Origin of the sequence: Streptomyces panaciradicis, from assembly GCF_023516615.1 — a bacterium.
Lineage (GTDB): Bacteria > Actinomycetota > Actinomycetes > Streptomycetales > Streptomycetaceae > Streptomyces > Streptomyces panaciradicis.
This window is the reverse complement of record NZ_JAMGBF010000131.1, coordinates 1-12419: the sequence shown is the minus strand read 5'-3', so window position 1 is coordinate 12419 and position 12419 is coordinate 1. Positions and strand designations below refer to the sequence as shown.

At 73.8% G+C, this 12419-nt stretch carries 12 protein-coding genes and 1 pseudogene; 3 read left to right on the top strand and 10 right to left on the bottom strand.

All coding sequences use genetic code 11. From position 1 onward, the window contains the following. The 4 genes and pseudogenes from M8J74_RS34035 to M8J74_RS34020 all read right to left on the bottom strand — a co-directional run. Positions 1 to 613 (bottom strand): annotated as a pseudogene (locus tag M8J74_RS34035) (ATP-dependent helicase); the annotation flags it as partial. A gap of 112 nt (positions 614 to 725) precedes the next feature. Next, positions 726 to 1307, bottom strand: a complete 582-nt coding sequence (locus M8J74_RS34030) for a sugar kinase (RefSeq protein WP_249840134.1) — start codon at positions 1305 to 1307, stop codon at positions 726 to 728. Next, entirely contained in the window at positions 1304 to 2449 is a 1146-nt protein-coding gene (locus M8J74_RS34025; protein ID WP_249840133.1) for an ROK family glucokinase, read from the bottom strand. The genes M8J74_RS34030 and M8J74_RS34025 overlap by 4 nt, the downstream gene beginning before the upstream one ends. A gap of 171 nt (positions 2450 to 2620) precedes the next feature. After that, on the bottom strand, positions 2621 to 3358 hold the full coding sequence (locus M8J74_RS34020; protein ID WP_249840136.1) for a GntR family transcriptional regulator: 738 nt from the start codon (positions 3356 to 3358) through the stop codon (positions 2621 to 2623). Positions 3359 to 3487: 129 nt separating this feature from the next. On the opposite strand from M8J74_RS34020, the gene M8J74_RS34015 reads away from it, so the two are divergent. Beyond that, a complete protein-coding gene (locus M8J74_RS34015; RefSeq protein ID WP_249840132.1) occupies positions 3488 to 4510 on the top strand; it encodes a Gfo/Idh/MocA family protein in 1023 nt (340 codons plus the stop codon). 61 nt (positions 4511 to 4571) lie between these two features. On the opposite strand, the gene M8J74_RS34010 is transcribed toward M8J74_RS34015, so the two are convergent. The 3 genes from M8J74_RS34010 to M8J74_RS34000 all read right to left on the bottom strand — a co-directional run bounded on the left by M8J74_RS34010 (position 4572) and on the right by M8J74_RS34000 (position 7917). Beyond that, positions 4572 to 5756, bottom strand: a complete 1185-nt coding sequence (locus tag M8J74_RS34010; RefSeq protein WP_249840131.1) for a cytochrome P450 family protein — start codon at positions 5754 to 5756, stop codon at positions 4572 to 4574. 73 nt (positions 5757 to 5829) lie between these two features. Beyond that, positions 5830 to 6504 (bottom strand): response regulator transcription factor, encoded by a 675-nt coding sequence (locus M8J74_RS34005; protein ID WP_249840130.1) that lies wholly within the window; start codon positions 6502 to 6504, stop codon positions 5830 to 5832. 156 nt (positions 6505 to 6660) lie between these two features. Further along, positions 6661 to 7917: a sensor histidine kinase gene (locus tag M8J74_RS34000; protein WP_249840129.1), complete on the bottom strand. Its 1257-nt coding sequence runs from the start codon at positions 7915 to 7917 to the stop codon at positions 6661 to 6663. Between the two features lie 168 nt (positions 7918 to 8085). Between M8J74_RS34000 and M8J74_RS33995 the strand changes: the two genes are divergently transcribed. Next, entirely contained in the window at positions 8086 to 8286 is a 201-nt protein-coding gene (locus tag M8J74_RS33995; RefSeq protein ID WP_249840128.1) for a hypothetical protein, read from the top strand. Positions 8287 to 8334: 48 nt separating this feature from the next. Here the strand turns inward: M8J74_RS33995 and M8J74_RS33990 are convergent, their stop codons facing one another. The 3 genes from M8J74_RS33990 to M8J74_RS33980 all read right to left on the bottom strand — a co-directional run bounded on the left by M8J74_RS33990 (position 8335) and on the right by M8J74_RS33980 (position 10375). Beyond that, complete coding sequence (locus M8J74_RS33990) at positions 8335 to 8721, bottom strand: ribonuclease domain-containing protein (protein WP_249840127.1); 387 nt, start codon at positions 8719 to 8721, stop codon at positions 8335 to 8337. Positions 8722 to 8853: 132 nt separating this feature from the next. Then, positions 8854 to 9480 carry a dihydrofolate reductase family protein gene (locus tag M8J74_RS33985; protein WP_249840135.1) on the bottom strand — a complete coding sequence of 209 codons (627 nt, stop codon included), beginning with the start codon at positions 9478 to 9480 and terminating at the stop codon, positions 8854 to 8856. An 82-nt stretch (positions 9481 to 9562) separates the two neighbouring features. Further along, positions 9563 to 10375 carry an AIM24 family protein gene (locus M8J74_RS33980; protein ID WP_249840126.1) on the bottom strand — a complete coding sequence of 271 codons (813 nt, stop codon included), beginning with the start codon at positions 10373 to 10375 and terminating at the stop codon, positions 9563 to 9565. 104 nt (positions 10376 to 10479) lie between these two features. Between M8J74_RS33980 and M8J74_RS33975 the strand changes: the two genes are divergently transcribed. Then, positions 10480 to 11238, top strand: a complete 759-nt coding sequence (locus M8J74_RS33975) for an SDR family oxidoreductase (RefSeq protein ID WP_249840125.1) — start codon at positions 10480 to 10482, stop codon at positions 11236 to 11238. Positions 11239 to 12419: the final 1181 nt, after the last annotated feature.

Here is a 12419-nt window from a genome sequence, read left to right as displayed (position 1 = left end):
CGTCGGGCAGGCGCTGCGGGCGGCGGTCCGCGAACGGCCTGCCACAGGCGTGGGGGGCGGCCGGGGTGCGGGGCAGGGTGTCGGCGACCGCGTCCAGGAAGGCGCGGACCAGCGCCTCCGGTTCGGGCAGCCGGAGCGGACCCGGGCCGGGCAGGGGAACCGCGTGGCCCTCGTGGGGCAGCGCGGCGGCGACGGCCCTGAGGTGGGCGATGTCCTCCGGGTCGAGGGGCCCGGCCCGCCAGGCGTCGTGGCCGGTGGCCGTCAGGCCCGGCAGCAGACGGCCGCGGGCCACCAGCCGCAGCGCGTGCAGGGCGGCCGCTCCCCAGCAGGCGGTGGCGGGGTGGGCGGCCGGGTCGCGGCGGGCGCGGACCAGGAGGGGCAGGGCCTCGCCGACGGTGAGGGTCAGCGCGGGGGCGGTCCGGCGCCGCACGCCGGACGCTCCGTGCGGTCGTACGACCGTGAGCTCGGTGGCCTCGGCGGGCAGCGCGTCGCCGTCGGGGTCCCAGAAGGCGATCCGGCCGTCCCTGGGCAGGGGCGCGGGCAGGAAGACGGCGGCGAGCCGGACGGAGACCCGCACTCCCGCGTGTTCGGCCACCACAGCGGTGTCGCCCATACGACCTGTCACCTCCCTGCCCGTGTGTCGGATCAGACGTCTTCGACTCTACGGGCGGGGTCTGACAATCGGCCCCGACGGCCGGGCCGGGGCCCGGCGGGCCGCGGACGGGCTAGGGAACCGTGCGGGAGACGACGTAGAAGAACGGGTTGTTCGCGTCGGACATGTTCACGATGACGTCCTGGGTGGGCGCCGGGTCCTTCTGCTTGTGGACCAGGCCGTACCAGGGTCCGGGGCGGGTGAACCGCCAGCCGGTGATCTTCTGGTCGCGCGCGCTGATGGTGATGTCGTCGCGCTTGAGGTCGGCGCGGCTGACGCCCATGTCGTGGAGGAAGACGTCGAGGTTGCGGACCGGGGTCTGGAACTGGACGTAGAGCCGGCTGGTCTTCCAGTTGTTCGTCTCGTAGTAGGCGACCTTGCCGGAGGGGTGCGGCATGGGCACCTGGTAGATGCGGCGCTGGACCTTCGACGGCCAGCCCCGGGTGAGGCCGGTCGCCGAGTACTTGGCCTCCTTGTCCTTGCCGCTGTTGCGGCTCTGGTTCGCGGAGATCACCAGGTAGCCGGCCGGGACGCCGATGAGCAGCACGATGATGAGCAGAGTGAGCGCCCTGCGGCGGATCATGTGGCGGCGGTCCTCGGCGGGCTGCCCGGGCCCGTCCGGGGGCGCCGCCTGACGCGGCAGCGATGCCGTCATGCGGTGTCCTGAGTGGAGCGGCCCTCGGTGTACCGGGCGTAGCGCTCGTAGCGCTCGACCCGGCGCCGGTTGGCGCGGCGGAAGCGGCGGGCGACGAGGCGGGCCAGGTCGGCGGCGCCCACCATGCCGGCCTCCGGGCCGAGCTGGGCGCGCACGATCCGGGCCTCGGGGCGGTAGCCGCGGCCGGTGAGCTGGCGCTTGAAGGCGTCGCGGGCGGGGGCGATGAGCAGGTCGTCGGCCGCGGAGACACCGCCGCCGATGACGAAGCAGGAGGGGTCGAGGGCCGCGGCGAGGTTGGCGATGCCGACACCGAGCCACTGGCCGATGTCCTGCAGCAGCTCGATGCACATCGCGTCGCCCTCGCGGGCCAGCTCGGTGATCATCGGGCCGCTGATGTCGCCGATCTGCCCCTTGACGTGCTCAATGATCCCGTACGCCACCGGCGAGTCGGCGGCGGCCAGCTCCTTGGCCTCGCGCACCAGGGCGTTGCCGGAGCTGTACTGCTCCCAGCAGCCGCGGTTGCCGCACGGGCAGCGGTGTCCGCCGGGGACGACCTGCATGTGCCCGAACTCGCCCGCGACGCCGTACTTGCCGCGCTTGACCTGGCCGTCCTCCAGGATCGCGCCGCCGATGCCGGTGCCGAGCGTGATCATGACCAGGTGGTCCTCGCCGCGGCCGGCGCCGAAGCGCCACTCGGCCCAGGCGGCGGCGTTGGCGTCGTTGTCGACGAGCACGGGCACGGCGAGCCGCCCGGCGAGGCGGTCGCGCAGCGGCTCGTTGCGCCAGGACAGGTGGGGGGCGAACAGGACGCGGTTGCGGTCGGCGTCGACCCAGCCGGCCGCGCCGATGCCGACGGCGTGCACGTCGTGGCGGTCGGACAGGTCCAGGACCAGTTCGACGATGGTGTCCTCGACGACCTTGGGGCTCTTGGACTTGTCCGGGGTCTCCGTGCGGAGCTTCTCCAGGATGTTGCCGTCGGCGTCGACGACGCCCGCCATGACCTTGGTGCCCCCGATGTCGATGCCGACCGTCGGCACGCGGGGTGCGGTCAGGTGCGAGCGGCGCTCTCGGGTGCCGACCGTGCGCAGGGCCGTGGCACGCCGGGAGCCTATGGGGGCCGTGAAGTTGCCGTAGGTGCTCATCAAGCCCCGATTGTGCCGCACGCTCACGCTGGGTGCCGAGCCGGGAGCGACGGGAGGCGTGTGATGTGCGTCCGCCTTCGCTTCGAAGGGGCCGCTCGCGCGGCCTTCGGCGGCCGCAGCACGCACCATTGTCGTGACTTTATGACATAAGTGCGGTACGGCCGCTCCTCCTCAGCCCCGCACGAGCAGCTGGAACTCGAAGGAGTAGCGGCTCGGCCGGTACGTGTGCGTGCCGTACTCGACCGCCCTGCCCGTGTCGTCGAACGTGACGCGCTGCATCGTCAGGAGCGGGGCGCCCTCCGGCTCCGCGAGACGCTCGGCCTCCGCCAGGGTGGCCGCGCGGGCGCCGATCGTCTGCCGGGCGCTGTGCAGGGTGATGCCGACGGCCCGCATCATCCGGTACAGGCCCGTCGCCTCCAGCTGCGCCGTGTCCAGGTCGAGCAGGCCCGGGGGGATGAAGTTGCACAGGTACGCCATCGGCTCGCCGTGCGCGAGGCGCAGCCGTTCCACCTGGTGGACCTCGCTGTCCTCGGCGACCCCCAGGGCCGCGGCGACCTCGGCGGTCGCCGGGACGACGGTGTTGACCAGCACCTTCGTCGCGGGGCGCTGACCGGCCGCCTCCAGGTCGTCGTAGAGGCTGGAGAGCTCCAGCGGGCGTTTGACCTGGCTGTGCACCACCTGGGTGCCGACTCCGCGGCGGCGGACCAGGAGACCCTTGTCGACCAGGGACTGGATGGCCTGGCGGACGGTGGGGCGGGACAGACCGAGCCGGGCCGCCAGCTCGATCTCGTTGCCCAGCAGGCTGCCGGGCGTGAGCGCTCCGTGCTCGATCGCCGCCTCGAGCTGCTGCGACAGCTGGAAGTACAGCGGGACGGGAGAGCTCCGGTCCACGCTGAGCTCGAGCGACACGGTCGGGTCCACTTCAGGTTTCGGCACGCGCCGAGCGTAGCTCCACACGTTGTTGACGGGAAGTTGTGTAGTTCGATTGTCCGGACATACGCATTGACAGTTCGGCCACCAAACCCTCACTTTGTTTTCATGCGCATCGGGGTCATCGGTACGGGGCGGATCGGCACCATCCACGCGAACACGCTGAGCCGCAATCGCGAGGTCGGGTCCCTGATCCTCACGGACGCCGATCCCGCGCGGGCCCAGGAGCTCGCGCACCGCCTCGGGGAGACGGCGGCGCCGGGAGTGGACGAGATCTTCAAATGGGGCGTCGACGCCGTGGTGATCACCGCCTCCACGGCCGCCCACGCCGAACTGATCGGTCGGGCAGCACGCTCGGGCCTCCCGGTGTTCTGCGAGAAGCCCATCGCCCTGGATCTGCCCGGCACGCTCACCGCGCTCTCCGAGGTCGAGAGCGCCGGGACGATTCTGCAGATGGGGTTCCAGCGCCGCTTCGACACCGGGTACACGGGCGCCCGGGACGCGGTGCGCTCGGGCCGGCTCGGGCGGCTGCACACGGTCCGCGCCCTGACGTCCGACCAGGCCCCTCCCCCGCCCTCGTGGCTGCCGCTGTCCGGCGGGCTGTACCGGGACGCCCTGATCCACGACTTCGACATGCTGCGCTGGGTGACCGGACGCGAGGTCGTCGACGTGTACGCGGCCGGGTCGGACGCCGGGCCGCCCATGTTCCGGGAGGCGGGCGACGTCGACACCGGCGCGGCGCTGCTCACCCTCGACGACGGCACGCTCGCGACGGCCACGGCGACGCGGATGAACGGCGCCGGGTACGACGTGCGCATGGAGCTGGCCGGCGAGCTCGACCAGATCGTCGTCGGCCTCGACGACCGTACGCCGATCGCCTCCACGGAGCCGACCGGGCCGCCCGCCGCGGACAAGCCGTGGTCGGGGTTCCTGGAGCGCTTCGGACCCGCCTACGAGGCCGAACTGGCCGCGTTCGTCGAGGTCGTGCTCGGGCAACGGGCGAACCCGTGCGACGGACGCGAGGCACTGCAGGCCCTGCGGATCGCCGAGGCCTGCGAGATCTCCCGGCGCGAGCGCAGACCGGTGGCGCTCGCGGAGATCCCGGGCCGGGTGGAGTCGGCGTTCCGGTGAGGGGGCCGGGGCGGGAGGGCGCCACGAGCGCCGGCGCCTCCCTGTCCGGCACGGGCCGTGGCTACCAGCGCACCGGAAGGCTGCGCACCCCCCGCATCAGCATGCCCGGCAGCCAGTCGCCGGGCGGGCCGTCGAGGGTGAGCTCGGGGGCGCGCTCCAGCAGGGTCCGCAGCGCCGTACGGGCTTCGAGGCGGGCCAGCGGGGCGCCCAGGCAGTAGTGGATGCCGTGGCCGAAGGCCAGGTGGCCGCGGGTGTCGCGGTGCAGGTCGAAGCGGTCGGGGGCCGGGTAGCGCAGGGGGTCGCGGTCGGCGGCGGTCAGGCCGATCATCACGGCGTCGCCCCGCGGGATCGTCGTCCCGGCGATCTCCAGGGTCTCGGCGGCGAACCGGAACGTGGCGTTCTCCACCGGGCCCTCGTAGCGCAGGGTCTCCTCCACCGCCGCGTCCACCAGGCTCATGTCGGCTCGCAGGGCCGCGAGTTGGCCGGGGTGGGTGAGCAGGGTGCGGACGGCGCCGCTGATCAGGTTGACCGTCGTCTCGTGGCCCGCGATCAGCAGGACGAAGGCCATGCCGCGCAGTTCGCCCGGGGAGAGCCGGTCGCCGTCCTCCCCGGTGGTGCGCACGAGGTCGCTCAGCAGGTCGCCGGTCGGGCCCGCGCACCGCTTGTCCTCGATCAGCTCGGTGAGGTACGCGGCGAGCCGCGTGAAGGCGTCGTACTCGGCCTCCGGGCTGCTCGGCGCCACCGCCTCCGTGGACATGCGGCGGAACTCCCCGCGGTCCGGCTCGGGCACGCCCAGCAGCTCGCAGATCACCGTGATCGGCAGCGGGTACGCGAAGGAGTCCACCAGGTCGGCCCGGCCGCGCGGCAGCATCGCGTCGAGCAGTTCGTCGGTGATCTGCTGGATCCGCGGCCGCAGTTCCCGCACGCGGCGCGCGGTGAAGGCGCGGGAGACCAGCGAGCGCAGCCGCGTGTGCTGGGGCGGGTCGGTGACCAGCAGGTGCTTGCCGATGAGCCCTTCGTCGAGGAACTCCAGGCCGATCCGGCCGGCGTCCTTGGCCAGGCGCGGGTCGCCGAGCGCCGCGCGGGCCTCCTCGTGGCCGACGACGAGCCAGGTCTCGTAGTGGGCGTCGACGCCCGGCAGGCGCACCCGGTGCACCGGCCCGCGCTCGCGCAGCAGCGCGTACACCGGATGCGGGTCGGTGCGGAAGCCGTCGCCGAACTCCCCCAGATCGATCAGTTCCGCCATGTGGCTCGAACCTGCCCTCCCCCGCCCCCCGTCCGGTGGTCACCGGTACCCGGACAACGCGCGGCGCCCGCCGTCAGTGCCCTTCCGGTTCCTCCAGCAGTCCGGCGTCGTAGGCCAGCAGGGCGATCTGCACCCGGTTGTTGAGGTCCAGTTTGGCTAGGACGCGCGAGACGTGGGTCTTGACGGTGGCGACGCTCATGAAGAGGTCCGCGGCGATCTCCGCGTTGGACAGCCCCCGGCCGACGGCGACGGCGACCTCGCGTTCGCGGTCGTTGAGCAGCGCGACGCGTTCCCGCGCGCGTGCCCGGCGCGTGTCGGCGGAGTTGCCCACGGCGTGCTCCACCAGCTGGCGGGTGACGGTGGGCGACAGCACGGGATCGCCGGTCGCGACCCGGCGCACGGCGTCCACGATCTGGGCGGGCGGGGTGTCCTTGAGGACGAACCCGGCGGCCCCCGCGCGCAGGGCGCGCAGGACCTGCTCGTCGGCGTGGAAGGTGGTCAGGACGACGACCTGCGGGGCGTCCTTGCGGGCGCGCAGCCGCTCCGTGGCCGTGAGACCGTCCACCGACGGCATCCGGATGTCCATCAGGACGACGTCGGGACGGGTGCGGTCGACGAGCGCCTCGGCCTCGGCGCCGTCGGCGGCCTCGCCGACGATCTCGATGTCGTCCGCACCGCCCATCATCAGTGACAGGCCGGCCCGCACCAGGGGGTCGTCGTCGACGAGGAGCAGTCTGATCGCAGTCATGGGCCTCACGTCATCACGGTCGCGGTCACGGCTGTCGGCAGCTTCGCACGGCGATCGTCCCGCTCGCGTCATCCCCTGGGGCGGCCCCGCGTGACGATCGTCTCGCGGCCCCCGTACCGCGGGCAGCACTGCGTGGCGACCGTCTCGCGGCCGTGGTCACCAGGGCAGCCACGCCCGTACCCGGAAGCCGCCGTCGGCGTCCGTGCCGTGCTCCAGGCGTCCCCCGGCCAGCGTGGCCCGCTCCGTCAGCCCGATCAGACCCTGCCCGGAACCGGGGACGTGAGGCACCTCGCCCTCGGGCCGGGGGTTGCGCACGGTGACCGTCAGCCCCTCGCCGGGGGCGCCCGACATCGTCACCGTGACCTCCGTGCCGGGTGCGTGCTTGCGGGCGTTGGTCAGGGCCTCCTGGGCGATGCGGTAGGCGGTGCGGCCGACGGAGGCCGGGACGGCGCCGGGGTCGGTGACGCGGCTGTCGAGGGTGACCTTCATGCCGGCCTCCCGCGACTCCGCGACCAGCGTGTCCAGCGCGGCGAGCGTCGGCTGGGGACGCCCCGCCTCGTCCGGCTCGCCCGCGCGCAGGACGCCGATGATCTCGCGCAGGTCCTGCAGCGCCTCGTGCGCGCTCTCCCGGATGACACCGGCCGCCCGGGCGATCTCCTCCCGGGGGGCGTCGGGCCGGAACTCCAGGGCGCCCGCGTGCACGCTCAGCAGCGTCAGCCGGTGGGCGAGGACGTCGTGCATCTCCCGGGCGATGGCCTCACGGGCCAGCCGCTGCGCCTGCTCCGCCCGCAGCTGCGCCTCCGTCTCCGCGCGCCGGGCGCGGTCCCGCAGGCTCAGCATCAGCTGCCGCTTGGAGCGTACGAACATGCCCCAGCCGATGACGGTGACGCTCAGCAGTTCGGCGAAGGCGACGGCTCCCGCGTACGGCAGGTCGGGGTCCGGGCGCATCCAGTAGTACAGCGGGACCAGCGCGAGCTGGACACCGCCGACCCAGGCGACGTACCGGAAGGGCCGGTGCACGGCGAGGCTGAAGAGGGCGATCATGGCGGCGCCGCCCGCCGTGTTCGACATCAGGCCGACCGGGATCATCGCGACGGCCAGGCCGAGCGGCCAGCGCCGCCGCAGCCACACCGCCGCGCAGGCCAGCGCGCCGAGCAGCTGGTCCAGGACGGCGAGGGAGTGCGAGGTGTGCGGGTCGCCGTTCAGGGTGTCGGCGGCCGCGATGCCGATGGCCGCGGCGAGCACGAAGCAGGTGAAGTCGACGATCCAGTCCCGGGCGGTGCGCCGGGGCCGGCCCGACCGGCCTGCGTCGGGGTCGATCTCATGCAGCAGGGCGGACGGGAAGAGCCATCTGCGCCGCCCCGCGACGCCTGGCACGGCGGCCGTCGGTCTGTCGTCCCTCACGATCGACAAATCTACGCAGCCGCGGCCTCCGGCACCTCCCTTCGCGGGCGATCGCCGACCAAAGTCGGCGCGGCGCAGACTTTCGGCGCGGACGGCCGCGGGGAGCCGGACCTTGGTCGGTCACGGCTCGCCCCGCGGCCGATGTGCGTGGGGGGTCCGCGGGGCGAGGGTCGTGCCATGAAGCGGTTGCTGGAGGTACTCGGTTTCGTCGCCCTGGTCCAGGGCGTCCTGGGCCTGGTGCACGAGTTCACCCACTGGCACGTGGGACTGGTGCAGCGGGTCGGCTTCCTCGACCGCCATGCGGTCTACGCGAGCGTCGCCCTGGTGGTGCTGGCGTTCGCCCTGTTCGCCGCCGCGGAAAGCCAGAAGCCCAGCTGACCCGGAAACCCGACCGAACCGATGCCCCGCTCGTTGCGCGTGTGTCGTTCAGCAGTCGAAGTCGATCAGGTCGAACGTGGCGTAGTGGTCGGAGGTGTAGTAGTCCTCCTGGTATTCCTCGCCGGTGACGATGCGGCGGGCGCCGCGCGTGGAGGAGCCGGGCGTCTTGACCGTGTACTCGTGGTAGTAGCCGGACGGCTGGCCGGGCAGGACGCCCTCCGAGTTGCGGAAGACGGTGCCGTCCTGTGAGTACGGGTAGGGGCCGCCCGACGCGATCAGGTCGAGCGTGTCGTACGCCTGGGAGGGCAGGTCGCCGTAGCAGATGGTGCCGGTCGTGGCGGACGCCGGAGTCGCCGCGACCGTGCCGCCCATGAGCAGGGCGGACAGAAGGGCGGCTGCGGCGCCGGCACGAGTGGCGCGTGGGGGGAATCTCATGCCCGACATGATGACGCGCGTAGACAGTGGCATGTCAATGACAACTCCGTGGAGTTTTCCCGCACGTCCCATGAGTTTTCCGCGCGTTAACGTGGGGCCGCGCTCCGCCACACGGCCCCCACAACGCCCCGGTCAGTCGCTCTGCGGCAGCTCGTAGGAGCCGTATTCGGGCCGTCCGGCCGGCTCGTACGTCTGCAGCGAGACCCCGGTGGAGGTGATACGGCCGCCCACGTGCCGGAACTTCGTCGGCAGCGCGCCCTCCTCGAACAGGCGCAGGCCCGAGCCGAGGACCACGGGGAAGGTCAGCAGGTGGAGGGTGTCGACCAGGTCGAGCGCGAGCAGGGAGCGGACGAGGGCGCCGCTGCCGTGCACCTGGAGCTCGCCGTCGGTGCGCTCCTTGAGGGCGGTGACCTCCTTGGCGAGGTCGCCCCCGAGCACGGTGGTGCCGGCCCAGGAAGGGTCGGTGAGGGTGGCCGAGGGCACGTACTTCGGCAGCGCGTTGAGTTTGCCCGCGATGGGGTCGGCCGGGTCGGTCATCTTCGGCCAGTACCCCGCGAAGATGTCGTACGTACGGCGGCCGAGGAGGAAGGCGGCGGAGCGGTCGAAGACCTCGGTGACGAACCGGCCGAAGTCGTCGTCGCCGAAGACGAAGCTCCAGCCGCCGTGCTCGAAGCCGCCCCGGGTGTCCTCCTGCGGACCGCCGGGCGCCTGGTAGACGCCGTCGAGCGTGACGAAGATCGTGGAGACGAGCTTGCCCATGACGGGTGCCTGCTTCCTGGTGGTGGGGTCTGCTGTCATCACCTCAGACCCCGTCGGCGCCCGCAACTCATCGCTCGGCGGCTCATCCGGCGTGCGTGGAGAACAGTCCTCCGGTCGGGCCCTGCTTGTCTCCGCCCTGGGCCTTCTTCAGGGCGTTGGCCAGGCTCTCGATGGTCAGGGACTGCAGGATGACGCGGCCGTTGCCCTCCAGGGTGGCCAGGGACAGGCCCTCGCCGCCGAAGACGGCGTTCATCATGCCCTGGCGGTTGAGGCCGCCGATGCGCTGGACGCCGTACCGGATGCCGTCCTCGAAGGCGACGACGCAGCCCGTGTCGACCTCGATGCGCCCGCCGAAGTCGGCCGGGTTCAGGTCGATGAAGTTGCCGGCGCCTGCGATGATCACGGTGCCGCGGCCGGTGAACTTCTCCAGGACGAAGCCCTCGCCGCCGCTCCTTCCGGTGCGGCCGCCCTGGAAGGCGATGCCGAACTCGACGGTGGACTCGGCGGCCACGAAGGCGTCCTTCTCGGCGAACCACGCGCGCGTGCCGTCCAGCTCCAGGGCGCGCATCTCGCCGGGGAGCACGCCCGCGAAGCCGACGGTGCCCTCGCCGCCCTGGGAGGTGAAGTACTGGAACGCCAGCGACTCGCCCGCGAGCGCGCGCTGGCCGACCTGCATGGCGGTGCCCATGGCCTGGCGCAGCATGCCGCCCATGCCGCCGCCCCCGCCCTGCTGCTGATCGCCGCCGCCGGACGGGCCGGACAGGCGGGTCTCCATGGTCACGTTGGTCGTCTTGAACAGGAACTTGCCGGCCTCGCAGTACACGGTCTGGCCGGGCTGCAGGCTGACCACCGCCATCTGCATGGCGTTGCCGACGATCTCTTGCTGAAGTGTCACGCCGGGAGAACGCCGGAGGGGGCGCGCAGAGTTCCGTCCGCGCTGCCGAGGAAGGTGTCCGACGGCCGCCAGCGCGCGCGTGCCGCGGCCGCTGGGATGGACCCATGACAACGACACACGCGAACACGTACGGCACTCTGAACGGCAAGGCCGCCCTGGTCACCGGCGGCAGCCGCGGGATCGGCGCGGCGACGGCCGTGCGGCTGGCCCGGGAGGGCGCGGACGTGGCCGTGACCTACGTGCACGGCAAGGAGGCCGCCGACGACGTCGTACGACGGGTGGAGGCGCTGGGAAGGCGGGCGGTGGCCCTGCGCGCGGACTCCGCGGACGCGGCGGAGGCGGCGGGGGCGGTGGAGCGCGCCGAGGAGCTGCTCGGCGGGCTGGACGTGCTGGTGAACAACGCGGGCGTGGGGGTGCTCGGGCCCCTGGAGGATCTCTCGCTCGCCGACGTCGACCGGGTGCTGGCCGTGAACGTGCGCGGGGTGTTCCTGACCTCGCAGGCGGCGGCAGCGCGGATGCGGCCGGGCGGCCGGATCATCACGATCGGCACGTGCATGACGCAGCGGGTGCCGGGGCCCGGCGGCACCCTCTACGCGACGAGCAAGGCGGCCCTGGTCGGCCTGACGAAGGCTCTGGCCCGCGAGCTGGGCGGGCGGGGGATCACGGCGAACATCGTGCATCCCGGCCCGACCGACACCGACATGAACCCGGCGGACGGGCCGTACGCCGCAGCTCAGGCGGCGATGACGGCGGTCGGCCGGTTCGGCACCGCCGACGAGGTGGCGTCGACGGTCGCCCACCTGGCCACGGCGGCGTACGTCACCGGCGCGGAGTTCGCCGTCGACGGCGGCCACGCGGCGTGACCCGCACGGGGCGCCCCGGTCCCACGGACCGGGGCGCCCAGCACGCTTCGGCCCCGGAGCCCCCGGACTGCTCCGTTGCCCCGCCCACGGCGACCCCCGTCGCCCGCCACGCACAAGGCGCCCGGAGCCGACGACCCGGCACGCCCCGGAAGGCCAGAGCCCCGCGCGCGGGCGCACCGGGATCTACCGGCCGGCGCGCCCAGGCAGCCGCTTCGGCCCCGGAGCCCCCGGACTGCTCCGTTGCCCCGCCCACGGCGACCCCCGTCGCCCGCCACGCACAAGGCACCCGGAGCCGACGACCCGGCACGCCCCGGAAGGCCAGAGCCCCGCGCGCGGGCGCACCGGGATCTACCGGCCGGCGCGCCCAGGCAGCCGCTTCGGCCCCGGAGCCCCCGGACTGCTCCGTTGCCCCGCCCACGGCGACCCCCGTCGCCCGCCACGCACAAGGCACCCGGAGCCGACGACCCGGCACGCCCCGGAAGGCCAGAGCCCCGCGCGCGGGCGCACCGGGATCTACCGGCCGGCGCGCCCAGGCAGCCGCTTCGGCCCCGGAGCCCCCGGACTGCTCCGTTGCCCCGCCCACGGCGACCCCCGTCGCCCGCCACGCACAAGGCACCCGGAGCCGACGACCCGGCACGCCCCGGAAGGCCAGAGCCCCGCGCGGGGGCGCACCGGGATCTACCGGCCGGCGCGCCCAGGCAGCCGCTTCGGCCCCGGCGCCCCCGGACTGCTCCGTTGCCCCGCCCACGGCGACCCCCGTCGCCCGCCACGCACAAGGCGCCCGGAGCCGACGACCCGGCACGCCCCGGAAGGCCAGAGCCCCGCGCGCGGGCGCACCGGGATCTACCGGCCGGCGCGCCCAGGCAGCCGCTTCGGCCCCGGAGCCCCCGGACTGCTCCGTTGCCCCGCCCACGGCGACCCCCGTCGCCCGCCACGCACAAGGCACCCGGAGCCGACGACCCGGCACGCCCCGGAAGACCCGGGCCCCGCGCGCGGGCGCACCTGGCTCTACCGGCCGGTGCACCCAGGCAGCCGCTTCCGCCGCCGCGGCCCCGGACTGCTCCGTTGCCCCGCCCACGGCGACCCCCGTCGCCCGCCACGCACAAGGCGCCCGGAGCCGACGACCCGGCACGCCCCGGAAGGCCAGAGCCCCGCGCGCGGGCGCACCGGGATCTACCGGC

Coding starts and splice junctions, on each gene's coding strand:
- M8J74_RS33995 (WP_249840128.1), top strand. CDS start 8,086: ATGAAGCGGTTGCTGGAGGTACTCGGTTTCGTCGCCCTGGTCCAGGGC.
- M8J74_RS34030 (WP_249840134.1), bottom strand. CDS start 1,307: ATGACGGCATCGCTGCCGCGTCAGGCGGCGCCCCCGGACGGGCCCGGG.
- M8J74_RS33975 (WP_249840125.1), top strand. CDS start 10,480: ATGACAACGACACACGCGAACACGTACGGCACTCTGAACGGCAAGGCC.
- M8J74_RS34005 (WP_249840130.1), bottom strand. CDS start 6,504: ATGACTGCGATCAGACTGCTCCTCGTCGACGACGACCCCCTGGTGCGG.
- M8J74_RS33990 (WP_249840127.1), bottom strand. CDS start 8,721: ATGAGATTCCCCCCACGCGCCACTCGTGCCGGCGCCGCAGCCGCCCTT.
- M8J74_RS34010 (WP_249840131.1), bottom strand. CDS start 5,756: ATGGCGGAACTGATCGATCTGGGGGAGTTCGGCGACGGCTTCCGCACC.
- M8J74_RS33985 (WP_249840135.1), bottom strand. CDS start 9,480: ATGGGCAAGCTCGTCTCCACGATCTTCGTCACGCTCGACGGCGTCTAC.
- M8J74_RS34015 (WP_249840132.1), top strand. CDS start 3,488: ATGCGCATCGGGGTCATCGGTACGGGGCGGATCGGCACCATCCACGCG.
- M8J74_RS34025 (WP_249840133.1), bottom strand. CDS start 2,449: ATGAGCACCTACGGCAACTTCACGGCCCCCATAGGCTCCCGGCGTGCC.